Genomic DNA, 24,469 nt, shown 5'->3' with positions numbered 1-24,469 from the left:
CGCGCGGGCGTTTGCCAGCGCATGTTCCGGCGGATCGGCCGGTTGAGCGAGCCTTATCGGAGGAGACCATGAAGCGATATCGCAAAGGACTGGCGGGTTTCGCGTATGCGGGACTCGCGGCATGCGGCGGCATGAACGCGTGCGACGCGATTCGATATGACGCGACCCGGTCTGGCCCGACCCGCTCAGGCGCGACCCGCTCGGGCTCGACCCGTTCCGGTGCTCCGGCTAGCGGCCGCGGCCACTGAGCGCGCCGCGTGTTCCGTCGTCCGTCGAAGGAGTTCGAAGCGCAGGTCGTGGCGCAGCTCGCGACGATGCGCCGCTACGCGCGCGCGCTCACGGGCGACGCCGCGTGGGCCGACGACCTCGTCCAGGACGCCGCCGAGCGCGCGTTGTCGCGCTGGTCCTCGTTCAAGCCCGAGAGCAATCTGCGCGCGTGGCTGCTCACGATCCTGCGTCATCTGTATATCGATCAATTGCGCGGGCGCCGCGAGATCGCCGTCGACGACGATGCCGCGCCGTGGCGCACGCTCGAGGCGCCGCGCGGCGAAGTGGATGGCCTCGTGCTGCGCGATCTGCAGCGCGCGCTCTACCGGTTGCCCGCCGCGCAACGCGAAGTGCTGCTGCTGGTCTGCGTGGAGGAACTGAGTTATCACGAGGCATCGGCCGTGCTCGGCGTGCCGAGCGGCACGGTGATGTCGCGTTTGTCGCGGGCGCGCGAGCATTTGCGCGCGCTGCTCGACAGCGATCCGGCGCAGGATCCGGCGCGGCGCACCGCGCCGCTCAAGGTGGTGGGGACGATGCGATGAACGACGACGATCTCGACCGCACGGGCAAGCCAGATGCCGACGCCCGTGCCGATGCGCCGGATCCGCGCCTCGAGCGCATCGAGCGCACCGGCGATCGGCAAGACGGCGCGCGAAGCGCGGAACCGCGCGCAACACCGCGCAACCCGCAGCGCGACGCACCGGGGAGCGCTCCCGATGGCGCCGCCGATCTCCCGCACGCGCCGGCCGAGGATCTCGCGATGCTCGGCGCCTACGTGGACGACGAACTGCCGCCGCCCGAACGAGCCGCCGTCTACGCGCGCCTCGCGGCCGATCCGCAGGCGGCGGCACGCGTCGCCGCGTGGCGCACGCAGAAAGCCGCGTTGCAGATGCTCTGCGAAGGGTTGCGCGTGCCCGGCGATTCGTCGCCCGGCGGGCCGTCGCGCGAGCCAGACGAGCCGCCCGCCGTACTCGTGTTGCGTGCGCGCGAGCCGTGGTGGTGGCGCGCGGGCGTGGCGGCCTCGTGGATGGCGGCGGGCGCGGGCGTGGTGGTGCTGGCGGCCGCGCTGCTGCCGCGTCTCGCGCCGGACGCGGCGCAGGGATTGCTCGCGCGCGCGCCGCATTCGACGCCTGGCCGCACGCCGTTGGCCGAAATGGCTGCCGCGCCCGATACGCCCGATACGCCCGAGGCGTTCGCGCGGCGCGCCGACGTGGCCTATGCCGTGTATTCGCCGGAGCAGCGTCATCCCGTGGAGGTCGCCGCCTCCGACGAAACGCACCTCGTCGCCTGGCTCTCGAAGCGGCTCGGCAAACCGCTCTCGGTGCCGTCGCTGGCGGAGTACGGCTATGCGCTCGTGGGCGGGCGGCTGCTGCCCGGCAACGCCGAACCGGCCGCGCAGTTCATGTACGAAAACGACGCGGGCGAGCGCCTCACGCTCTACGTGGGGCGTTCGGGCAGCGATCGCGACGCCGTGCGCCTCCTGCGCGACGGCACGCGCCGCACGTTCTACTGGAGCACCCAACGGACCGGCTACGCGCTCTCGGGCCCGCAAACCGAGCCGAAGCTGCGCGAGATCGCGCTCGACGTGTGCAGCGCGCTCGGCGGCCAACCCGGCCAGTGGTGAGGCGTGGCCGGTCTAGAACCGATAGTCGGGATTGCGCGCGTCGAAGGTGAGGATGCCGAAGCGTTTGGGCTCGATGTGCTCGATCACCACGTCTTCGAGCGGGCGGCCCGCGCCGTCGTACGACTGCACGGTACGAAACCAGGCGTGCCGCAGGTCGAGGCCGAGCGTTTCGCGGGCCGCCGTTGGGCCGTTCGCGTTGCCGCGCGTTTCGTCGCTCGCGTTGCCGCTCGCGTTGTCGTCCGTTTCGCTGGGCGTGACCCACGTGAGCGCGACCACGCGCACGCCGTCGCGCGTCTGCACGGCGATGCGCGACGGTTTTGCCGCGCCCGCCGCCGCCAGACGCGGGAAGCCGTCGAGAAACCGGCGCGCGATCGCCTCGGTGCCGAGATCGGTAAGCCGGTGATGCGATTGCGAACGTGCGAACGCGCCGTCGAGCGGCGTCCATATCGACATCAGACCGAACACGCCGCCCGCGTGGCCGTACAGGGCGTCGGGGCGAGACGCCGCGTCGTAGAGCACTTCCTGCCCCGCATGGGCGCCGTCGGGCAGCCAGCGCGCGTAGAGCCGCAGCGGATCGTGCGCGAGCCGCACGAGCAGATGGTCGGCGGTTGCCGGCCAGCGCATGCCCACGCGTTCGCGATGCCGCAGCGTGAATTCGTATTCGCCGTAGCCGTTCGGGCCCACCGCGATATAGCGTTCGAGCGTGCGCGGATCGAGCGCGGCGAACAGGGCGACGAGTTGCGCGTCGTCGAGTCGCGCGAGGGCGCCGTCGCGCGCGGCATGCTGGAGCCAGTGCAGTTGCGCCTGGAGGTCGAGCGCGCCGACACTCGAGGGCGGTGCCGCGTCGGCGTCTTGCGCATGCGCGGGTATCGCCGACATCGTCAGGATGCCGAACAGAATTGGCGTGACGGCACGCAGACCGGCAGGCGCGCATGCCGCGAGCCAGGCGCCACACGATAGCGAATCTCGCGTGAAGCGAAACGTCATCGGCAACATCTCCCGCGTGAGCCGAGCCAAGGCGAAGCGCGGCGCGCGACCCTTGACGGTCGCGCACCGCCGTATCGCATCAACGGATCACGAGGGCGTTTTCTTCCCTTCCTGCGCGTGAAGTTTGGCGATTTCCTCGTCGCGCAACTCGCGCCGCAGGATCTTGCCGATGTTGGTTTGCGGCAGCGCCGCGCGAAACTCGACGAGGCGCGGCACCTTGTAAGCCGTGAGATGCTCGCGGCAAAAGGCGATCACGGCGTCTTCGGTGAGCGCCGGATCGCGCTTCACGACGAACACCTTCACGCGCTCGCCCTGGCGCGCGTCGGGCACGCCCACAGCGGCGGCTTCGCGCACGCCGGGGTGCATCGTCAGCACGTCTTCGATCTCGTTCGGATAGACGTTGAAGCCCGAGACCAGGATCATGTCCTTTTTGCGGTCGATCAGCCGAATGAAGCCGCGCGCATCCATCACGCCGATGTCGCCCGTCGCGAACCAGCCGCCGTTCACGAACGCCCCGGCGGTTTCGTCGGGGCGGTTCCAGTAGCCGCGCATCACCTGCGGTCCCTGCACGCAGACTTCGCCGGTTTCGCCAATGTTGGCCCACGTGCCGTCGTCGCGGCGCAGACGCACGCGCGTGGAGGGCGCGGGCAAGCCGATCGAGCCCGCGAATTCGGCGAGATGCGCGACATCGACGGGATTCATCGCGACGATCGGCGAGCATTCCGTGAGGCCGTAACCTTCGACGATGGGCTTGCCCGTGACCGCGCGAAAGCGTTCGGCCACGGCATGCTGCGTGGCCATGCCGCCCGCCATCGCGAGCTTGAGGCCGGAGAAGTCGCGCGCGCGAAACGTGTCGTTGTCGAGCAGCGCGGCATAGAGCGTGTTGACCGCGCTGATGCAACTGAAGCTCTCGTGGCGCAGGATCTTCATCACGCGCGGCACGTCGCGCGGGTTGGCGATCAGGATATTGCGGCCGCCGAGCGCCATGAAAATGAAGGCGTTCACGGTGAGCGAATAGATGTGATAAAGCGGCAGCGGCGTGAGCACGGTTTCGGCGCGCGCGGCGGGATCGTTCGGGTCGGCGTCGAACTGCGTGCCGACCCACGCCTTCGCCTGCTGCACGTTGGCGAGCACGTTGCCGTGCGTGAGCATCGCGCCCTTGGCCACGCCCGTGGTGCCGCCGGTGTACTGGAGAAACGCGAGGTCGTCGGCTTGCGTCGTGACGGGCGCACGCGGCTCGCGCACGCCGCGTTCGAGTGCGTCGAGCAGCGCCACGGCGTGCGGCAGATGGTAGGGCGGCACCATTTTCTTCACGTGGCGCAGCATGAAGTTGATGAAGCGGCCCTTGAGGTTGAGGCCTTCGCCCAGCAGGTCGCCGAGCGCGGTCACGACCACGTGCTCGACCTGCGTACCAGGCAGCGCCTTTTCGAGCGTGGCCGCGAAATTCTCGAACACGACGATCAAGCGCGCGCCGCTGTCCTGCAACTGATGCGCGAGTTCGCGCGCGGTATAGAGCGGATTCACGTTGACAACGACAGCGCCCGCCTTGAGCGCGCCGAACAGCGCCACCGGATACTGGAGCGTATTCGGCAGCATGATCGCGACGCGTTCGCCAGGCGCGATACCCGTGTTCTGCAGCCACGAGGCGAACGCGGTGGCCTGGCGCGCGAGCGTGCCGTAGGTCATCGGCGAACCGGCACTCACGTAAGCCACACGGTCGCGAAAGCGCGTGGTGCAGTCGTCGAAGAAGCGCGCGAGCGAGGCGGTGGCGGCCGGGGCGCCGTCGCCCGTGCCGAAATGCGCGTCGATCTCGTGCGGGACGCCGGGCGGGTAGGAGGCGTACCAGATGCCGTCGGTGTCGGGCGCGCGGGTGGCGTCGGCGGGGACCCCCGCGGCGGAATGGAGCGCGGGATCGGCGGACTGGGTCGGATCAGGCAGCGGCGTGTCGCTCATTCCGGTCCTCCTGGCAAGGAATGATCGTCATCATGCCGCTTTGCGCGCCGTGCCCGCAACCGGTGTTATCCGCAACGCCGCGCGGCGCGGGCAACCCGCCATCGGCATGAAAAAAGGCCGTGCGGGCGAGCCCGGCACGGCCTTGTGTCACGACGTCAGTGCGTCATGAGCGGGTCGCAACCCACGCGCCTCACGCGTTGGCCGAGACCTCTTTCGCGGTCTGCGTCATGTCGATCCCGCGGCGCTCGCGGCTGAACAGGATCAGCACGGCGATCACCACGGCCACGGTGCCGGCGACGATCGCCATGGCCATGCCGTAGTTGTTGTCGTGCGACTCGGCGAGCGACGCCTGCATGGTGGCGTTGACCGAGGCGAACAGGTTGCCGAGCTGGTACACGAGACCGGGGAAGGTCGCGCGAATTTCGTCGGGCGAGATTTCGTTGAGGTGCACGGGAATCACGCCCCACGCGCCTTGCACCGAGATCTGCATGAGGAACGCGCCCAGCGCGAGCAGCACGGGACCTTGCGAGAACGCCCACAGCGGCAGCACCGGCAGCGCGATCAGCGCGGCGATGAAGATGGCGCGGCGGCGGCCGATCTTCTCCGACATCGAGCCGAAGAACAGACCGCCCACGATAGCGCCGATGTTCAGCACGATCGTGATGAGCGAAACCGTATGCGGGTCGAAGTGGTGCTGCTCGCGCAGGAAGGTCGGATACAGATCCTGCGTGCCGTGCGAGAAGAAGTTGAACGCCGTCATCAGCACGATGGCGTAGATGGACAGCGCGGCGTTGTGCTTGAGCGTGGCGAGCAGGCTCGGGCGCTGGCGCTTTTCCATTTCCTTCCAGGCCGGCGACTCGGGCACGTGCGCGCGCACATAGAGCACCAGCAGCGCGGGCAGCACACCGACGAAGAACATGCCGCGCCAGCCAATGTACTGATACAGCACGCCGAACACGATCGATGCGAGCAGATAACCGCTCGGATAACCGGCCTGCAACAGACCCGAGACGAGGCCGCGTGCCTTGGGCGGAATGGTTTCCATCGTGAGCGCCGAACCCACGCCCCATTCGCCACCCATGGCGATGCCGAACAGCGCGCGCAGCGTGATGAAGGTCGTGAGATTGGGCGAGAAACCCGAGAGCAATTCGAGCAGCGAATAACACGCGATATTGACCATCAGCGTGGGACGGCGGCCGTATTTATCGGCGAGCCGGCCGAATATCAGCGCGCCGAGCGGACGCATGGCGAGCGTCAGCGTAATGGCGAATGCCACGGCGGGAATCTTCGTGTTGAATTCGGTGGCAATGTCTTTCAGAACGAAAACCGTCAGAAAGAAATCAAAGGCATCCAGCGTCCACCCCAAATACGCCGCGATCGTGACGTTTTTCTGTTCTCGCGTCCAGCTCATGTTGTTTGTTCTCCTTGGATACGGGGCAATGCCTTGTCTCCCGGCATTGCTTCGTGTGGCTTGGCAGACCCCGCTGCGGGCCTGCCCGGAGTGTACGCCCGGCATTAAACATTTGCATGCATGACGGCTGCAACCCGGTACTAATCCCTGGAGAACGCGTGTATGGATTGAAAGTATTTTGTTTTAATCGTAATTAAAATGTAATTATATTGAAGGAGTCGGGTCGGTTTGAAATCGCTTTAAAAGAAAACTAACGTCGGAATGGCGAATCGATTATGCGCGCGTAAGCGTGGGCGTATTAAGCGCCCGGTCCTGGCGCGAGTAACCAACCCGTGGCCTGCGAAATGACGTCACGCCAGTCGCCCATTTCGGTCTGGCGCAGCACCGTGACGCCGGTCATCCACGGCGAGCGCGCGCCGCTGGTCGCCGCATGGCCCCAACGCCATTCGCCCGTGGGGTTCGCCAGCACGGCGGTGGGTTTGCCGGACATCGCGCCGAGATTGGCGAGCGCCGCGTCCACGCTGATAACGGCGTCGAGCTGTTCGAGACACGCGGCGGTGTCGGCGAATGTCGCGATGCCGGGGCCGTAGTGCGAAATCGCGCCGCGTGGCGTGCCGCTCTGCATCTCGGCGGCCGGATGGTGGAGACTCACGAATTCCACCTCACGTGCGAGTGCCGGGTCCAGCGTGAGCCGCTCGATTTGCGCGAGCGGCACGCTGCGCAAGCCCGCCCAGCAGCGCTCCTTGCTGCCGTTGCTGGCGACGCGATGCTGCGCGCAGTCCCAGAAGAGCCCGGCGAGCCGCTTGCCCGGACGGCGCGCGCGCAGCGCTTGCGCCCATGTGGCGGCGCGAGCGCGCGCATCTTCGGGGGCGCGCAGATACGCGGGGAAAAAGGGCGTGGGCGGCGTGCTGTCGTGTTGGGTGAGCAAAGGCAGATGCAGCAGCGTGGCCTGCAATGTAGGCGCGAAAGCACGCGCGGCCGCGAGTGCTTCGGGCGGCAAGGTCGTGGCGACCGCGAGCGGACGTTCCGTCGGCACCACTGTGCAGTCAGGCCACGATGCCTGCAGCAAGCCGTGAATGGGCGGGTCGCAGGTGAACATGACGGTCGCGCCCGCGTCGAGCCAATGACGCAGGCTCGCGTACAGCAGGAACTGGTCGCCGTAACCCATCTGATGCGTGACGAGCACGCGTTCGCCGCGCAGGTCGCGCTGGCCGTTCCACATGGGCGCTTCGGCGTAGCGGTAGCTGCCGCTGTCGCCGCGATTGCGCGCGAGCCAATGCGTGAAGCCCGCGGGGTCGCCGGTCGCGAGCAGCGCTTCGGCAAGCCACTTGCGCGCCTTCTGCGCGTCGCGTTCCTCGCTGTCGCCCGCGGTACGCACGGCCTCGCTCAGGAGTTCGATCGCGCTCGCGATCTCACCGCTGAGATAGAGGTCGCGGCCAAGCCGCGTTTCGCAATAGAGCGGCGGCCAGGCGAGCGAGCGATGCGCGCGCCAGCTTGCCGCGGCTTCGGCGTGACGGCCGAGCAGGCGCAGTGCGTGAGCGCGTGCGTAAAGCAGCCCACAATGCGTGGGTTCGAGCGCGAGACCCTTGTCGGCCCATGGCAGCATTTGTTCGTTGCGGCGCACGTGGATCAGCGCGTTGCAGATTTCGACGAGGCGATCGACGTTTTCAGGCGCGTGGGCGTGCGCTTGCAAGGCGGCGAGCAGCCGCTGTTCGGAAGAGGCGGGCATGGGAGAGGGTCATCGGCGAACAAAGGATGAGGAAAATTCTTACAGCCGTGCTCCCGTAAATGAATCGGACAATTCTGAGATGTATCGACCTCCAGCCCGCCGCGCGCGGCCGGGCGATGCATGGCGCGTTTTATGGAACGATCGTGCTTTTCCTTATTGTCCTCGGCGAAGCAGGTCGCTAGAATCGTTTGTCCATCGACGAATTTCGCATCATGAAATTCCGCGATCAACGAGACAATGGAGACGAGAACATGCGGGTCAGGGAATTGTTCGATCTGGACGGGCAGGTGGCGCTCATCACGGGCGGCTCGCGCGGGCTGGGTTTGCAGATGGCGCAGGCGCTCGGCGAGATGGGCTGCCGCGTCGTCATCACGGCGCGCAAGGCCGACGAACTCGCGCAGGCATCGAGCCAGTTGCGCGAACTCGGCGTGGACGCCACCACGATCGTGAGCGACCTGCAAAACCCGGCCGCCGTTGCGCCGCTGGTGGACGCCACGCTCGCCGCGCGCGGCCAGATCGACATACTCGTGAACAACGCGGGCGCCACGTGGGGCGCGCCCGCCGAGGACTATCCCGACGAGGCGTGGCACAAGGTCATGAACCTCAACGTGAACGCACCGTTCTTTCTCGCGCGCGAGGTGGGCAAGCGCAGCATGATCGCGCGGCGCCACGGCAAGATCATCAACGTGGCGTCCATCGCCGGTCTCAAAGGCTCGCTCGGGCCCATGCAGACGATCGCCTACAACACCTCGAAGGCGGCGGCCATCAATTTCACGCGCGCGCTGGCGGCCGAATGGGGCAAGTACGACATCAACGTGAATGCGATCTGCCCGGGTTTCTTTCCCTCGAAGATGACGGCGGGGTTGCTCGACAAGCTCGGCCAGACCGTCGTCGAGCAGACGCCGCTGCATCGTCTCGGTGACGACGACGATCTCAAGGGCGCCGTGGTGTTTCTCGCGAGCCGCGCGTCGCGGCACGTGACGGGGCAGTATCTGGCCGTCGACGGCGGCGCGAGCGTCGTTTGAGCGATATCGCCGTGCGAGACGCGGGCGCATGCGGTGGCGTGCCCGCGCCGCGTGATTCACGCAAGATTCCGGAGACGAGAAGCTGCCATGTTCAGGTCCACTCATACGCATTCCGAACTATCGACGGCGCATGTTTCGCCACATTGGCCGCCGCAGCTCTCACGGCACCTGAGCATTCCGCAAACGAACCTGTTCTATAACGCCGAAGTCTCGGCGGCGCGCTATCCCGACAAGCCCTTTCTGGTGTTCTACGACACGCCGGTGACGTTCGCGCAGTTCAAGGACGAAGCGGAGCGCGTGGCCGGTTATCTGCAGCAGCAGTGCGGCGTGAAGGCGGGCGATCGCGTGCTGCTCTATCTGCAGAACAGTCCGCAATGGGTCATTGCCTACTACGGCATTCTGCGGGCGAACGCCGTGGTCGTGCCCGTGAACCCGATGAATCTCACCGACGAACTCGCGCACTACGTGGCAGACAGCGGCGCGACGACGGCCTTCGTCGCGCAGGATCTCTATGCGCGTATCGCGCCGCTCGTGCGCACGCGGGACGAGGCGGGCGAGGGGTTGCGCCACCTGATCGTCGCGACGTACCGCGACTATTTGCAGCGCGAGCCGTTCGCGCCGCCGCCCGAATTCGTGAGCGCGCCGCGCAGTGTGAACGGTCCGGGCGTCGCGCACTGGGCCGACGTGCTCGAGGCGCGTCATGCGCCCGGCGCGCTCACGGCCGGCCCCGACGACCTGTGCGTGATGCCTTACACCTCGGGCACCACGGGCAAGCCGAAGGGGTGCATGCATACGCATCGCAGCGTGATGTGCACGGCCGTGGGCGGCTGCAACTGGTTCGGCACCCAGCAGGACGCGGTGCAGTTGTCGGTGCTGCCGCTCTTTCACGTGACAGGCATGCAGGGTGGCATGAACAGCCCGCTCTACAACGGCTCGACCGTGGTGCTGATGCCGCGCTGGGACCGCGACGCGGCTGCGCGCGCGATCGAGCATTACCGCATTACGGGCTGGCAGGCGATCTCGACGATGGTGGTCGACTTCATTTCGAATCCGCGCATTGACGAATACGATCTGTCGAGTCTCAAGGGCATGCGCGGCGGCGGCGCGACCATGCCGGACGCCGTCGTGAAGAAGCTCAAGGATCTGACCGGCCTCGACTTCGTGGAAGGCTATGGCATGTCGGAGACAATGGCAGCCACGCACATCAATCCGCCGCAGCGGCCCAAGCCGCAATGTCTCGGCATTCCGGTATTCGACGTCGACGCGCGGGTGGTCGATCCCATCACGCTCGAAGCGGTCGCGCCCGGCGAGTCCGGCGAACTCATCATGCATGCGCCGCAAGTGATGCAAGGCTATTGGCGCAATCCCGCCGCCACGCACGAAGCGTTCGTCGAACGCGACGGCAAGCGCTTTCTGCGCACCGGCGACCTCGTGCGCCGCGACGAAGAAGGCTATTACTTCATGACCGACCGCCTCAAGCGCATGATCAATGCGTCGGGCTTCAAGGTCTGGCCCGCGGAGGTCGAGGCGTTGATGTATCGCCATCCGGCCATCAAGGAGGTGTGCATCATCGGCGCACAGGACGCGCGGCGCGGCGAGACCGTCAAGGCCGTGGTCGTGCTCGATCCCCAGCACCCCGGCGGTGTGACCGAGGCGGACATCGTCGCGTGGGCGCACGAGAACATGGCGAGCTACAAGGCGCCGCGCATCGTGCAGTTCGTCGAGCAATTGCCGAAGTCGGGCAGCGGCAAGATTCTCTGGCGCAAGCTTCAGGAAGACGAAGCCGAGGCGCGCGGCGGCGCATAAGCGTTGCGCGGATCGACCCTTTGCATCGACCCCTCGCATCCACCCTTCGCATCGATCGATAGCTAACGCGTCTGGATCGCACGTTTCGCGCGCCGATCCAGACGGGCTTCGTCTTCATGCGCCCGCGAGTGCGGGCAGTCCGGCTTCGTGCCAGCCCTGGGTGGCGTTCGCCGCGTAAGTGGTGCCGCGCGCGAGCGGCCATTCGCCAGGCGCTTGCGCATTCTTGCGCGCGAGAATCGCCTCGCACAAAAACTCCATCGTGTAAGCCTTCAACAGATGCGCGTGATGCATCTCGATGTAAGCGGCCACGCGCGCCTGTTCGCCGTGGAGCGACGCGAGCGCGTTGAGCGTCTGCGCGTCCCAGCGAAAGCGCAACCCCAGTTCGGCGAAAGCGCTGTTGAAGGCGCACAGTTGCGCGTCGAGTTGCGGGTCGTGCGCGGCGATCGAGTGGCTCATGGCGGTCTCCTGTCGATGAAGGGGAGTGACATGAGGACAGCGTAGAAGTCGCGAACGATAAACGATAGTTAAAGTTTTTTTCGATAAAAATAAATCATCATTTATGGATTGGAGGGGATGCGTGGTTGCGCGTAAACCCGGCGTAGCGCTTCTCGAATCACTGATATATTGTATTTGAAATAAGAAATTTTCTAGCGCAGCGACGGCTACACAGAACGTTGGAGACACACGACCGATGTCCGCCGAAAACCACGAAGTTGCCGGAGCCCTTCCCATCACGTTGGCGCTCGAACCGATCAACGCGAGCGCGTCGCTGCGCGATCAGGCTTATGCACGGCTCAAGCAGGCGATTGCGGAAACCGACATCTATCGCTCGCGAGACGAAATTCGTCTCGATGAGAAAGAGTTGACCGAGAAGCTCGGCGTGAGCCGCACGCCGGTGCGCGAGGCCATGACGCTGCTGGAACAGGAAGGGTTTCTGCGCACGGTGCCGCGGCGCGGCGTGTACATCCTGCGCAAGACGCGCAAGGAGATCGTGGAGATGATCTATATGTGGGCGGCGCTCGAGAGTATCGCGGCACGCCTCGCCACGCAGCGTGCCTCCGACGACGACATTGCGAATCTGCGCTACATGTTCGCCACTTTCGACGATGCCACGCCTTCCGAGCATATCGAGGAGTACTCCGAAGCGAACATCATGTTCCACCAGTCGCTCGTGGAGTTGTCGAAGTCGCCCATCATCGTCGACACCATCAAGAACATCTTCATGCATGTGCGCGCGATCCGGCGCATGACGATCGCGCAGAGCGATCGGGCGTCGCGTTCGATCGTCGATCACATGCGCATTATCGAGGCGCTCGAAGCACGCGATACCGAGCGGGTCGAGCGGCTCGTGCGACAGCACTCGATCGACCTGGCGCTGTTCGTGGAAGCGAACTGCGACTTCCTCGATTGAGCGGCATTCAGACCTCGTACGCATGAGCGAGGTGCATCGATAGCGTGGTCGTCTGAATCGCTTCGGCAAGACGAAAGGAATATTACGGAGTCCGTATCAAAAAGTGTCGGGACGTCATGTGAAGCGGGAAAAAACGTCTTGACTAATATTGTGTGTGGAATATTGTATATCACGACTCGCTAGCCCAGATCGAGTACTCACAAACGCCCCGCCAAAGAGGAGACGTCATGGCAGAAGCAGGCATCAACGAGGCGCAGCAGGACGCGCCGCAAGCGCAGCAAACGACCGATGGTTTTCACCTCGTCATCGACGCGCTGAAACTCAACGATATCGACACGATCTTCGGTCTCGTCGGTATTCCCATCACCGACCTCGCGCGGCTCGCGCAAGCGGAAGGCATGCGCTTCATCGGGTTCCGTCACGAGCAGAACGCCGGCAACGCGGCGGCGGTGGCGGGCTATATGACGAAAAAGCCGGGCATCTGCCTGACGGTCTCGGCACCGGGCTTTCTCAACGGCCTGACCGCGCTCGCCAACGCGACCACGAACTGCTTCCCGATGATTCTCATCAGCGGCTCGAGCGAGCGCGAGATCGTCGACCTGCAGCAGGGCGATTACGAAGAGATGGACCAGCTCAATGCCGCGAAGCCGTATGCGAAGGCCGCGTATCGCGTGCTGCATGCGGAGGACATCGGCATCGGTGTGGCGCGTGCGATTCGCGCGGCGGTTTCGGGGCGCCCGGGCGGCGTGTATCTCGACTTGCCCGCGAAGCTGCTCGCGCAGACGATCGACGCCGTGAAGGCCCAGCAGTCGCTCGTCAAGGTCGTGGATGCCGCGCCGCGTCAGCTGCCCGCGCCCGACTCGGTGCAGCGTGCGCTCAATGTCATCAGGAGTGCGAAGCGTCCGCTGATCCTGCTCGGCAAGGGCGCGGCCTACGCCCAGGCCGACGCGCAGATTCGCGAACTGATCGAAAAGACCGGCGTGCCGTATCTGCCCATGTCGATGGCGAAGGGTCTGCTGCCCGATACGCACGAGCAGTCGGCGTCCGCCGCGCGCTCGTTCGTGCTCGCGGAGGCCGACGCCGTGGTGCTGATCGGTGCGCGCCTGAACTGGCTGCTCTCGCACGGCAAGGGCAAGACGTGGGGCGCGGCGGCCGGGCCGAAGCAGTTCGTGCAGATCGATATCGCGCCTACCGAGATCGACAGCAATGTGGCGATCGAAGCACCCGTGATCGGCGATATCGGCTCGTGCGTGGAAGCGCTCGTCGCGGGACTGGGCGCGAACTTCCCGCAGCCGCCCGCTGAATGGATCGCGGCCATCGCCGAGCGCAAGAACAAGAATCTCGAGAAGATGGCCGCAACGCTGGCGAAGAATCCCTCGCCGATGAACTTCCACAGTGCGCTGCGCGCGATACGCGACGTGCTCAAGACGCGCCCCGACATCAATGTGGTCAACGAAGGCGCCAACACGCTCGACTACGCGCGCAGCATCATCGACATGTATCAGCCGCGCAAACGCTTCGACTCGGGCACGTGGGGGATCATGGGGATCGGCATGGGCTTCGCGATCGGCGCGGCGGTCACGAGCGGGACACAGGTTGTGGCGATCGAGGGCGACAGCGCGTTCGGCTTCTCGGGCATGGAACTCGAGACGATCTGCCGCTACGACCTGCCGGTGTGCACGATCGTGTTCAACAACAACGGTGTGTATCGCGGCACCGACGTGAATCCGACCGGCGGCGCGGACGTCGCGCCCACGGTATTCGTGAAGGGCGCGCGCTACGACAAGATGATCGAGGCGTTCGGCGGCATCGGGCACAACGTCAGTACGCCTGAAGAATTGACCGAAGCGCTGCTTGGCGCGATCGCCTCGGGCAAGCCGACCTTGATCAACGCCGTCATCGACGAGTCGGCCGGGACGGAGAGCGGCCGGCTCACGAACCTCAATCCGCAAAGCGCGGCCATGAAGAAATAAGTCCGATCGATCAGACCAATCCAGACAGACCAGGAGATACGAGAATGAGCAAGCCCCTCGAAGGTATCAAGATCATCGACTTCACCCACGTTCAGGCAGGCCCGGCGTGCACGCAGATGCTCGCGTGGTTCGGCGCGGACGTGATCAAGGTGGAGCGTCCCGGCGCCGGTGACGTGACGCGCTCGCAACTGCGCGACATCCCCGAGGTCGACGCGCTGTACTTCACGATGCTCAATAGCAACAAGCGCTCGATCACGCTCGACACGAAGAAGCCCGAAGGCAAGGAAGTGCTCGAAAAGCTGATTCGCGAGTCGGACGTGATGGTGGAAAACTTCGGCCCCGGCGCGCTCGACCGCATGGGCTTCACGTGGGAACGCATCAAGGAACTGAATCCGAAGATGATCGTGGCCTCGGTGAAAGGCTTCAGCGAAGGTCACCATTACGACGACCTCAAGGTCTACGAAAACGTCGCGCAATGCGCGGGCGGCGCGGCCTCGACCACCGGCTTCTGGGACGGCCCGCCGACGGTGAGCGCGGCCGCGCTCGGCGACAGCAACACGGGCATGCACCTCGCCATCGGCATCCTCACGGCGCTGATCGGCCGCGACAAGACCGGCAAGGGGCAGAAGGTGGCCGTGTCGATGCAGGACAGCGTGATCAACCTGTGCCGCGTGAAGTTGCGCGACCAGCAGCGCCTCGATCGCGTGGGTTATCTGGAGGAGTACCCGCAGTATCCGCACGGCGAATTCAGCGACGTCGTGCCGCGTGGCGGCAACGCGGGCGGCGGCGGTCAGCCGGGTTGGGTGCTCAAGTGCAAGGGCTGGGAAACCGATCCGAACGCGTATATCTACTTCACGGTGCAGGGGCATGCGTGGGAGCCGATCTGCCGCGCGATCGGCAAGCCGGAGTGGATCGACGATCCCGACTACATGACGGCGCAGGCGCGCCAGCCGCATATCTTCGAGATCTTCAACACGATCGAAGCGTGGCTGTCCGACAAGACCAAGTTCGAAGCCATCGACATCCTGCGCAAGTTCGATATTCCTTGCGCACCGGTGCTCAGCATGAAGGAGATCGCCGACGATCCTTCGCTGCGCGCGAGCGGCACCATTGTGGAAGTGCCGCACAAGGAACGCGGCTCGTATCTCACGGTGGGCAGCCCGATCAAGTTCTCGGACCTGAAGCCGGAAATCACGGGTTCGCCGCTGCTGGGCGAGCATACGGACGAAGTGCTGGCGGATCTCGGCTATACGCCGCAGCAGATCGCGGCGCTGCATGAAACGCGCGCGGTTTGACGTTCAGCGCTAACGCCAGGGCGGACGCGCGATGCGGCGCGTCCGCGGCAAAACAATAATTGGTTGTTCTTCCCACGATCACGCCCATGTCATCCGCCATCGATTTCGAGCAGCTGGTCAACGCCATTGGCGACGCCGTCGTTATCTCCGATGCCGCTGGCGACATCACCTTATGGAATCCCGCGGCGGCACGCATGTTCGGCTATACGCAGGAAGAAGCGCTCGGCAAGACGCTCGATCTGATCATTCCGGAGCGCTTGCGCGGGCGTCACTGGGAGGGGTATCACAAGACCATGGCGACTGGCCAGACGCGCTACGGTAATGACGTGCTGCGCGTGCCGGCCGTCGATAAGGCGGGCCGTGCGCTCTCGATCGCGTTCACGGTCGCGTTATTGCATGCGCCGCAAGGCGAGATCACCGGCATCGTGGCCGTGATCCGCGACGAAACCGCGCGCTTCCAGGAAGAGCGCGCGCTCAAGAAACGCATCACCGAACTCGAAGCTCAAGCCCAGCAATCCTGATCTGCGGAGATGTCGATGCACACCGAAACTCTCGGGCATTACGAGGTCGAACTCTCGGCCCGGCAATTGATCCACAACGGCGGCTGGGCGGCCTTCGCGGCAATTCATGCTCGCGCGGAACCCACGGACGATGGCGCGAGCACGCCGTTTTCGCGCGAATGGAGAGTCGACGAAACGGTATTCGCGAGCGAAGCGGCGGCAATCGAAGGCGCGCGTGTGGCCGCGCTGGCCTTTCTCAAGAGCGGCAATGCTTTTGTTGTCTAATTTAATCAGGATATCGAATTAAATCGGCAGCGATAAAAATTCAAACACGAGGTGGGCGGAGGGCGCTGAAGCGTCGAGGCCTGCCGGCACAGGAGACGTTTCATGATGTCGTGGCCACGCTTACGGCGCACCAGCTTGCTGGGTGCGCCGCCGCTCCCGTTTTGTCGTTTGCACGATGCGCCTGCGACCGCGCGGGGAGACGTCGCATGCCGATGACCATTGGTGTTCCGCGCGAGACGTTCGCGGGCGAACGGCGCGTCGCGGCGACGCCCGAAAGCGTCGCGCAATTGATCAAGCTGGGTTATGCCGTCGACGTGGAGGCCGCGGCGGGCGTGCAGGCATCGTGCGCCGACGACGCGTATCGTGCTGCCGGCGCATGTATCGTGGAAGATGCCGCCGCACTGTGGCGCGAGGCGGATATCGTCGTGAAGGTGCGGCCGCCTTCGCTCGACGAAGCGGCATCGCTCAAGCGCGGTGCCACCTTGATCGGCTTCGTGTGGCCCGCGCAAAACGCGGCGTTGCTCGAGGCGCTCGCCGCGCGCGAGGCGACCGTCCTCGCCATGGATTGCGTGCCGCGCATCTCGCGGGCGCAAAAACTCGACGCGCTGAGTTCGATGGCGAATATGGCGGGCTACCGCGCCGTGATCGAGGCCGCGCAGCATTTCGGCCGTCTCTTCACCGGCCAGATCACGGCGGCGGGCAAGATGCCGCCCGCGAAAGTGCTGGTGATCGGCGCGGGCGTCGCGGGCCTTGCGGCGATCGGCGCGGCGCGCGGACTCGGCGCGATCGTGCGCGCGTTCGACACGCGTCCCGAAGTCGGGCAGCAAGTCGAGAGCATGGGCGCGGAATTCCTGAGCGTGGATATCGAAGAGGAAGGCGGCGGCTCGGGCGGCTACGCGAAGCAGATGAGCGCGAAGTTCATCGAAGCGGAAATGGCGCTGTTCGAGGCGCAGGCGCGCGAAGTCGACATCATCATCACGACCGCGCTGATTCCGGGCAAACCGGCGCCGCGCCTCATCGACGCGAAGACGGTCGCGTGTATGCGCGCAGGCAGCGTCATTGTCGACATGGCGGCGGAGCAGGGCGGCAATTGCGAACTCACGCGGCCGAACGAGGTGGTGAACGCGAACGGCGTGACGGTGATCGGCTACACGGATCTGCCGAGCCGCATGGCGAACCAGTCGAGCCAGCTTTACGCGACCAATGTGCGGCATCTGCTCACCGATCTCACGGCGGCGAAAGACGGCGAACTCAGGCTCGACATGGACGACGTCGTGCAGCGCGGCACCACGGTGATGCAACGCGGCACGCTGTGCTGGCCGCCGCCGCCCGTGCAGGTCTCGGTTGCGCCGCAAACCGTGGCGCCTTTGCAGGCCGCGATCGTTAAGGATGCCGAAGCGAAGCACGAGCGCCGGAGCGGGAAGGGATCGCTGGTGGCGCTCGTGATCATCGCGGTGGCGTTGCTCGCGCTCGGTGCGGTCGCGCCGCCTTCGTTCGTTGCGCACTTCACCGTGTTCGTGCTGGCGGTGTTCGTCGGTTATCAGGTGGTCTGGAACGTGACCCCCGCGCTGCACACGCCGCTCATGAGCGTGACCAATGCCATCAGCGGAATCATCGTGATCGGCGCGCTGCTGCATCCGGCCAATGCGGGGGTGATGGTGAGCGTACTCGCGGGCATTGCGCTCGTGGTCGCGACCATCAACATCGCGGGTGGCTTTCTCGTCACGCAGCGCATGCTGAAGATGTTTCAACGGACCTGAGGAGACGTCATGCTCAACGGAATCGGCAACATGGCGTGGCTCGGCGCGGCGACGCTCTTCATCCTCAGCCTGCGCGGGCTGAGTCATCCGGCCAGCGCGCGGCGCGGCAATCTCTACGGCGTGTGCGGCATGATCGTCGCGGTGCTCGCCACGCTGCTCGTCACGGGCGGTTCGGGCTTGCAGGTCGCGTTGCTCGCGGCGCTCGTGGGCGGTGGACTCGGCGCGTTGCTCGCGAAGCGCGTGGAGATGACGCAGATGCCGCAACTCGTGGCGGTCCTGCACAGCTTCGTGGGTCTCGCCGCCACGTTGATCAGCTTTGCTAACTATCTTTCTCCCGCTGCGGCGATGAGCGGCGTGGAACGCGCGATTCACGAGACGGAAATCTACGCGGGCGCGTTCATCGGCACGGTTACGTTCAGCGGTTCGATCGTCGCGTTCCTGAAGCTGCAGGGCACGCTGAGCGGCAAGCCGCTCGTGCTGCCCGCGCGCCACTGGCTCAATGCGGTCGTGCTGGGCGCGTGTATCGCGCTGGGCTATCGTTTCGTGAGCGCGCCCGACGGCGCCGACGCGCTCTACGCGCTGATCGTGATGTGCGTTCTCGCGGCGGCGCTGGGCGTGCATCTCGTGATGGCGATCGGCGGCGCGGACATGCCGGTGGTGGTCTCGATGCTCAACAGCTATTCGGGCTGGGCCGCGGCCGCGACGGGCTTCATGCTCGACAACGATCTGCTGGTTACGACGGGCGCCCTGGTGGGATCGAGCGGCGCGATTCTGAGCTACATCATGTGCCGCGCGATGAACCGCAGCTTCGTTTCCGTGATCCTGGGCGGCTTTGGCGCGACCAGCGGCACGGCGAGCGCGGCGCCGCAAGGCGAGGTCGTGGCGACCACCGTCGACGAAGTGGGGTCGTTGTTGCGCGATGCCACCGAGGTGGTGATCGTGCCGGGCTACGGCATGGCCGTCGCGCAGGCGCAGAGCACCATCAGCGAAATCACGCGGCGGCTGCGGGCGCTAGGCGTGCGGGTGCGCTTCGGCATTCACCCGGTGGCGGGGCGGCTGCCCGGTCACATGAACGTGCTGCTCGCCGAGGCGAAAGTGCCGTACGACATCGTGCTCGAGATGGACGAGATCAACGACGACTTCACGAGCACCGACGTCGTCCTGGTGATCGGCGCGAACGATATCGTGAATCCGGGCGCGCAGGAAGACGCGGGGAGCCCGATCGCGGGAATGCCGGTGCTGGAGGTGTGGAAGGCGCGGACGGTCGTCGTGTCGAAACGCAGTATGGCGACCGGCTACGCGGGCGTCGACAATCCGCTCTTCTACAAAGACAACACGCGGATGCTGTTCGGCGATGCGAAGGGCAGCGTCGACGCGTTGCTGAGGCAACTCGAAGCGGCCTGACGGCGGGGGTTCATGCGATGCGGATTGATGCTCAGGAGCCCGAATCACTGGATCGGGTCATATCCATGACTCAAGCGCGGCGCTTGTCCTGGCGCTCGAGCGCGCAGTCGGCGGCCGTCTGCGCGCCATGGCGCTGGCGCAGCGTTCGCATCATCTGCGCGGCGCGCTGAATCTGGCGGCGTGCATTGGCCCGGCGTACGCGGCGTGCGTCGGTGCGCGCCTGCATGCGGGGCGGCTCGGCCTCGTCGGGTTGCGTTTCGTCGATGCCGAGGTGCGCGTAGCGGCCTTCGCTGGCGCTACGTTCGAGCCAGCTCTCGGGCAGGCGCGTCGCCAACAGCCAGGTCGCGGCGGCGCCAAAGCTGACGGCGACGATCGCGGTGACGACGACGAATTCCATCTGGTCTCCTTGCTTCCTGTGTCTTGATGCGCAAACGCATGCCGCGTGCCTCGATGAAAGGCAGCGGCTAACCGCTCCTGCAAAAGCAATGTATACCACGAAACATATCGCCGGGCAGGGCGGTGAAAGCGTGATGCGTGCGGCATTTGCGGTGGTCTTGCGCGCGTTCGTCGCTAAACTCGATGGATGGCCGTGCGAGCAGACGGCGCCAACCTTCAGGAGAGACGCAGCGCATGACCTACGCGGATATTGGCGGGCGACGTCTGGCGTACCGGGCGAGCGGCGCGGGCAGCCCGAGCGTGGTGCTGGAAACCGGCCTCGGTGCGGAAAGCGCCGGGTGGCAGGCCGTGCAGACCGCGCTCGAGGGCGCGCATCGCGTGTTTCGCTACGATCGCGCCGGGCGCGGTCAAAGCGAACCGGCGCCCACGCCGCGCAACCTCGCGCAGATCGTCGATGACCTGAGCGCGCTGCTCGACGCGGCGCACATTCCGGCGCCGTATCTGCTCGTGGGGCACTCGTTCGGCGCGTTGATCGTGCGCTCGTTTGCGCATCGATATCCGCAAACGGTGTGCGGCATGGTGCTCGTCGAGCCCATGCACGAGGTCCAGTTCGAGCGGCTCGGTCCGGCTTTTCCCGCTGCGTCCGCCGACGATTCCGCCGCGCTCAGCCGCATGCGTGATCTCTGGACGACGGGCTGGCGCGATCCCGCCACGACGCCCGAGTCGATCGATTTTCCGGCCAGCTTTCGCATGGCGCGCGAAGCGGCATTGCCGGAAGGGCTGCCGCTCACGGTGTTGACGGCGGGGTCGTTTCGCAATGCGTCGATGTTTGCGCAGGAGCAGCGGCTGGCGATGCAGGAAACGTGGGAGCAGATGCACGCCGAATGGCTGACGCTGTCTGCTTGTTCGAAGGCGGTGAGTGTGCCTGGGAGCGAACACTTCGTGCAGCGCGACGCGCCCGAGGCGATCGTCGAAGAGATCGAGGCGATGGTGCGCTTGCTGCCGCGCTCGTTGCGAGTAGCGAGCGCGACGCCGATGCAGCGCGGTTAAGGAGAAAGCGCGCCGGAAAACAAAAAAGCCCGCGATTGCGGGCTTTTTCGATGAATCATTTAGCAGGAAGAGCGTGGTGCCCAAGAGAGGACTCGAACCTCCACAGTGTTGCCACCGCCAGGACCTGAACCTGGTGCGTCTACCAATTTCGCCACCTGGGCACGTCTTCAAGCTAGAAAGAAATTATGGCGCGAATTTGAAAACGTGTCAACAGATGTTTTCGAAGTCTCAGCGTTTCGAGGGAGAATGATGCGAAGCGGGGCGATCGATCCGCGCAGGCGCTTTGCTTCTCAGACCGGGAAAGGGAGGCGTAGATATGAAAAAAGGCCGACTAAAAGCCGGCCTTTTCTTTGAATCTTGGTGCCCAAGAGAGGACTCGGTCACACGGGCGCGACCCCGACATCGCTTGCAAGCGATGTCCTTCGAGTCCCCACGCAAAGCGCGCAGGCGCTCTGCTTCCTGGGCAAAGAAATGAGAAAAGGCCGACTAAAAGCCGGCCTTTTCTTTAAATCTTGGTGCCCAAGAGAGGACTCGAACCTCCACAGTGTTGCCACCGCCAGGACCTGAACCTGGTGCGTCTACCAATTCCGCCACCTGGGCAAGGTGTCGTTTGCTGCCAACTGCGTCGAGCAGCAAAGACCGAAATTATAGCGGGCCGATCGAGCCTGTCAAGCGCTTTCTGAAAAAGCGTGAACGCATCCCGCCGGCGTGCAGCCGAAGCCCGGCCAACCCGCGCCCGAAGCTTGCCGGGGGCCGCGCAGGCGGGTATTTCTGTGGGGTACGAATGTTAGAATGCCTGGCAGTAGTCCCGCCGGTGTAAGCCCGCCAGGCGCGGCAGTGCGAGCGAGCGCGGAGGCAATCCGCGCAGTCCTTGCGGGCCGGCAGGTTGCAGCACTCGAAGACCGGGCGCCGCCCGCATGCATTGCACGTGCCGAACCGGGCATGCAGCAGTCCATACGAGCCGCGCGAAATCCGACGACCACGCAACGAGAACCACCATCGACAAGCCCTTGAGCAAATACCCGTACCCGATTCCCAGCCGCGAAGAAATCCTCGGCGTGCTGCGGACCAGCGACTCGCCCTGCACCGCGAACGATATCGCCGAAGCGCTTTCGATCAAGCGTCAGGAGCGCGAAGGGTTCTTCCGGCGACTCGCCGCGATGGAGCGCGACGGGCAGATCCGGCTCGACTCGCGCGGTCACTATCAGCTGGCGCACCCGTCGAACTTCGTGGCGGGCCGCGTGCAGGGACATCGCGACGGCTACGGCTTCCTGATTCGCGACGACGGCCAGGACGATCTCTTCTTGCCGCAAGGCGAGATGCAGAAAGTCATGCACAACGACCGCGTACTCGCACGTATCGTCGGCTATGACCGGCGCGGCCGTCCGGAAGGCCATATCGTCGAGGTCACGGACCGCGCGAACCGCAGCGTGATCGGGCGCCTGCTGAACGAAAACGGCGCGCTGATCGTGGCGCCCGAAGACAAGCGCATCGGTCACGACATTCTCGTCACGCAGAACACGAAGAAGGCGAAGGTCGGCCAGGTGGTCGTGGTCGAACTGACCGACTTCCCGAGCCGCCATTCGCAGCCCACCGGGCGCGTGCTCGAAGTGCTCGGCGATATCGACGACCCCGGCATGGAGATCGAAATCGCCGTGCGCAAGTACGGCGTGCCGCACGAGTTCAGCAAGCCCGCGCTCGACGAAGCCGCGAAGCTGCCCGACGCCGTGCGTCCCACCGACATCCGCTATCGCGTGGATCTGCGCGACGTGCCGCTCGTCACCATCGACGGCGAAGATGCGCGCGACTTCGACGACGCCGTGTATTGCGAGCCCATGCAGGTGGGCAAGGGCGAGGGCTTCCGCCTGATCGTCGCGATCGCCGACGTCTCGCACTACGTGCTGCCGGGTTCGGGGCTCGACGTGGACGCCATCGAGCGCAGCACCTCGGTGTACTTCCCGCGCCGGGTGATCCCGATGCTGCCGGAGAAGCTGTCGAACGGGCTGTGCTCGCTCAATCCGCACGTGGACCGCTGCGTGCTCGTCTGCGACATGGTGATTACCGCGCGCGGCGAGATCAAGGCGTATCAGTTCTATCCGGGCGTGATGCACTCGGCGGCGCGGCTCACCTATACCGAAGTCGCGGCCGTGCTCACCAATACCAAGGGTCCGGAAGCCACGCGCCGTGCGGCGCTGCTGCCGCAGCTGCAAAACCTCTACGGCGTGTACAAGTCGCTGTTCGCGGCGCGCCAGAAGCGCGGCGCGATCGACTTCGACACCACCGAAACGTATATCGTCTGCAATGCGCAGGGCAAGATTGAGCAGATCGTGCCGCGCCAGCGCAACGACGCGCACAAACTGATCGAGGAGTGCATGCTCGCGGCCAACGTGTGCGCCGCCGACTTCATGAAGCGCCACAAGCATCCGGGCCTGTATCGCGTGCACGCGGGCCCGAGCGCCGAGAAGCTCGAAAACCTGCGCACCTTCCTGCGCGGCATGGGGCTTTCGCTCGGCGGCGGCGACACGCCTCACGCGAGCGATTACGCCGCGTTGATGGCGCACATTCGCGACCGGCCCGACGCGCAGATGCTGCAAACCATGCTGCTGCGCTCGATGCAGCAGGCCGTGTACAGCCCGGACAACATCGGTCACTTCGGTCTCGCGTACGAGGCGTATGCGCACTTCACGAGTCCGATCCGCCGCTATCCCGACCTGCTCACGCACCGCGCGATCTACGCGATCCTGCAAGGCAAGAAGTATCAGCCGGCCGCGCCCGAGGGCGTCGAGCTGAACACGGCGCTCTCGCCGCGCGCGCGTGCGATGCAGGCCGAGGACGAAGAGAAGCGCGGCCCGCGCAGCAAGCGTGGCGGCAACACGGCGATCTGGGAAGAACTGGGCCTGCATTGCTCGGCGAACGAGCGCCGCGCCGACGAAGCCTCGCGCGACGTCGAAGCCTGGCTCAAGTGCTATTTCATGCGCGACAAGCTCGGCGAGGAATACGGCGGCATGGTGAGCGGCGTGACCTCGTTCGGCATTTTCGTGCAGCTCGACGCGCTCTTCATCGAAGGTCTCGTGCACGTGACCGAACTGGGCTCGGATTATTTCCAGTACGACGACATCAAGAACGAGCTGCGCGGCGAGCGTACCGGCATTCGCTACCGTCTCTCGGACCGCGTGCGCGTGCAGGTGAGCCGTGTCGATCTCGACGCGCGCAAGATCGATTTCCGTCTCGTGCGCGATACGCCCGTGAAGCCGGGCGGCGCTCGTCCGATGCCGGCCGACAAGGGCGTGACCGAAGGCGGTCCGCGTCTGCGTCCGCTGCCGGGCGGCGAGGATCCGCGCCGCAAGAAGGCGGCGGCGGCGCCGAGCGCGTCGGTGAAGGAAGCGCGCGCGGCGCGCGGCGCGGCCAAGACCGCGAAGAAGCGTCCGGCCGCGAAGGCGCCGGCGAGGAAGCAACCGGCCGCGCGCAAGAAGCGCTAGGCGCCGGCACGGCTCGCGGCGCGCATCGGCGGGATCGAGCGCGTGCCGCGAACATCATCATCCGGGCGGCGCCTTCGTGCGCGCGCCCGGTTTTTCACATTGGCGCGCGAGCAT

At 65.5% G+C, this 24,469-nt stretch carries 19 protein-coding genes and 2 tRNA genes; 13 read left to right on the top strand and 8 right to left on the bottom strand.

Annotation, left to right across the window (positions count from 1 at the left end; genetic code table 11):
• The first annotated feature begins 314 nt into the window (after positions 1-314).
• On the top strand, positions 315-809 hold the full coding sequence (locus FAZ98_RS08040) for a sigma-70 family RNA polymerase sigma factor (RefSeq protein ID WP_158951911.1): 495 nt from the start codon (positions 315-317) through the stop codon (positions 807-809).
• A gap of 218 nt (positions 810-1,027) precedes the next feature.
• Positions 1,028-1,891, top strand: coding sequence for an anti-sigma factor family protein (locus FAZ98_RS08035; RefSeq protein ID WP_158951910.1), 864 nt, complete (start codon positions 1,028-1,030; stop codon positions 1,889-1,891).
• A gap of 12 nt (positions 1,892-1,903) precedes the next feature.
• Here the strand turns inward: FAZ98_RS08035 and FAZ98_RS08030 are convergent, their stop codons facing one another.
• From FAZ98_RS08030 to FAZ98_RS08015, 4 genes are all read right to left on the bottom strand, one after another.
• Positions 1,904-2,878: a DUF1571 domain-containing protein gene (locus FAZ98_RS08030; protein ID WP_158950448.1), complete on the bottom strand. Its 975-nt coding sequence runs from the start codon at positions 2,876-2,878 to the stop codon at positions 1,904-1,906.
• An 87-nt stretch (positions 2,879-2,965) separates the two neighbouring features.
• A complete protein-coding gene (locus FAZ98_RS08025) occupies positions 2,966-4,831 on the bottom strand; it encodes an AMP-binding protein (RefSeq protein WP_158950445.1) in 1,866 nt (621 codons plus the stop codon).
• A gap of 190 nt (positions 4,832-5,021) precedes the next feature.
• On the bottom strand, positions 5,022-6,242 hold the full coding sequence (locus FAZ98_RS08020) for an MFS transporter (protein WP_158950443.1): 1,221 nt from the start codon (positions 6,240-6,242) through the stop codon (positions 5,022-5,024).
• A 298-nt stretch (positions 6,243-6,540) separates the two neighbouring features.
• On the bottom strand, positions 6,541-7,971 hold the full coding sequence (locus FAZ98_RS08015) for a glycosyltransferase family protein (protein WP_158950441.1): 1,431 nt from the start codon (positions 7,969-7,971) through the stop codon (positions 6,541-6,543).
• Positions 7,972-8,222: 251 nt separating this feature from the next.
• On the opposite strand from FAZ98_RS08015, the gene FAZ98_RS08010 reads away from it, so the two are divergent.
• Positions 8,223-8,996, top strand: coding sequence for an SDR family oxidoreductase (locus tag FAZ98_RS08010; RefSeq protein WP_158950439.1), 774 nt, complete (start codon positions 8,223-8,225; stop codon positions 8,994-8,996).
• Positions 8,997-9,083: 87 nt separating this feature from the next.
• Positions 9,084-10,802, top strand: coding sequence for a long-chain fatty acid--CoA ligase (locus FAZ98_RS08005; protein ID WP_158950437.1), 1,719 nt, complete (start codon positions 9,084-9,086; stop codon positions 10,800-10,802).
• Positions 10,803-10,916: 114 nt separating this feature from the next.
• Here the strand turns inward: FAZ98_RS08005 and FAZ98_RS08000 are convergent, their stop codons facing one another.
• On the bottom strand, positions 10,917-11,258 hold the full coding sequence (locus FAZ98_RS08000; protein ID WP_158950435.1) for a hypothetical protein: 342 nt from the start codon (positions 11,256-11,258) through the stop codon (positions 10,917-10,919).
• A 235-nt stretch (positions 11,259-11,493) separates the two neighbouring features.
• Between FAZ98_RS08000 and FAZ98_RS07995 the strand changes: the two genes are divergently transcribed.
• The 7 genes from FAZ98_RS07995 (at position 11,494) to FAZ98_RS07965 (ending at position 19,430) form a co-directional block, all read left to right on the top strand.
• Entirely contained in the window at positions 11,494-12,213 is a 720-nt protein-coding gene (locus FAZ98_RS07995) for a GntR family transcriptional regulator (RefSeq protein WP_158950433.1), read from the top strand.
• Between the two features lie 227 nt (positions 12,214-12,440).
• Positions 12,441-14,186 carry an oxalyl-CoA decarboxylase gene (gene oxc, locus FAZ98_RS07990; RefSeq protein WP_158950431.1) on the top strand — a complete coding sequence of 582 codons (1,746 nt, stop codon included), beginning with the start codon at positions 12,441-12,443 and terminating at the stop codon, positions 14,184-14,186.
• A 44-nt stretch (positions 14,187-14,230) separates the two neighbouring features.
• Positions 14,231-15,481 (top strand): formyl-CoA transferase, encoded by a 1,251-nt coding sequence (frc, locus tag FAZ98_RS07985; RefSeq protein ID WP_158950429.1) that lies wholly within the window; start codon positions 14,231-14,233, stop codon positions 15,479-15,481.
• Positions 15,482-15,567: 86 nt separating this feature from the next.
• The gene (locus FAZ98_RS07980) at positions 15,568-16,002 is read left to right on the top strand and encodes a PAS domain-containing protein (RefSeq protein ID WP_158950427.1); all 435 of its coding nucleotides are present in this window, start codon (positions 15,568-15,570) and stop codon (positions 16,000-16,002) included.
• A 15-nt stretch (positions 16,003-16,017) separates the two neighbouring features.
• Positions 16,018-16,266, top strand: a complete 249-nt coding sequence (locus FAZ98_RS07975; RefSeq protein WP_158950425.1) for a hypothetical protein — start codon at positions 16,018-16,020, stop codon at positions 16,264-16,266.
• A gap of 206 nt (positions 16,267-16,472) precedes the next feature.
• Complete coding sequence (locus tag FAZ98_RS07970; RefSeq protein ID WP_158950423.1) at positions 16,473-18,026, top strand: Re/Si-specific NAD(P)(+) transhydrogenase subunit alpha; 1,554 nt, start codon at positions 16,473-16,475, stop codon at positions 18,024-18,026.
• Positions 18,027-18,035: 9 nt separating this feature from the next.
• The gene (locus tag FAZ98_RS07965) at positions 18,036-19,430 is read left to right on the top strand and encodes an NAD(P)(+) transhydrogenase (Re/Si-specific) subunit beta (RefSeq protein ID WP_158950421.1); all 1,395 of its coding nucleotides are present in this window, start codon (positions 18,036-18,038) and stop codon (positions 19,428-19,430) included.
• 70 nt (positions 19,431-19,500) lie between these two features.
• Here FAZ98_RS07965 and FAZ98_RS07960 read toward each other — a convergent pair whose 3' ends face one another.
• Complete coding sequence (locus FAZ98_RS07960) at positions 19,501-19,827, bottom strand: hypothetical protein (protein WP_158950419.1); 327 nt, start codon at positions 19,825-19,827, stop codon at positions 19,501-19,503.
• A gap of 233 nt (positions 19,828-20,060) precedes the next feature.
• Between FAZ98_RS07960 and FAZ98_RS07955 the strand changes: the two genes are divergently transcribed.
• Positions 20,061-20,876, top strand: coding sequence for an alpha/beta fold hydrolase (locus FAZ98_RS07955; protein WP_158950417.1), 816 nt, complete (start codon positions 20,061-20,063; stop codon positions 20,874-20,876).
• 74 nt (positions 20,877-20,950) lie between these two features.
• Here FAZ98_RS07955 and FAZ98_RS07950 read toward each other — a convergent pair.
• Together FAZ98_RS07950 and FAZ98_RS07945 are read right to left on the bottom strand one after the other, a co-directional pair.
• Positions 20,951-21,037, bottom strand: a tRNA-Leu gene (locus FAZ98_RS07950).
• A 352-nt stretch (positions 21,038-21,389) separates the two neighbouring features.
• Positions 21,390-21,476 (bottom strand) — tRNA-Leu (locus tag FAZ98_RS07945).
• A gap of 410 nt (positions 21,477-21,886) precedes the next feature.
• Between FAZ98_RS07945 and rnr the strand changes: the two genes are divergently transcribed.
• Entirely contained in the window at positions 21,887-24,355 is a 2,469-nt protein-coding gene (gene rnr, locus FAZ98_RS07940) for a ribonuclease R (protein ID WP_158950415.1), read from the top strand.
• Positions 24,356-24,469: the final 114 nt, after the last annotated feature.

Origin of the sequence: Paraburkholderia acidisoli (assembly GCF_009789675.1) — a bacterium.
In the GTDB taxonomy this organism is placed as follows: domain Bacteria; phylum Pseudomonadota; class Gammaproteobacteria; order Burkholderiales; family Burkholderiaceae; genus Paraburkholderia; species Paraburkholderia acidisoli.
The sequence above is the reverse complement of the archived record's forward strand: the minus strand, read 5'-3'. Positions and strand labels throughout refer to the sequence as shown.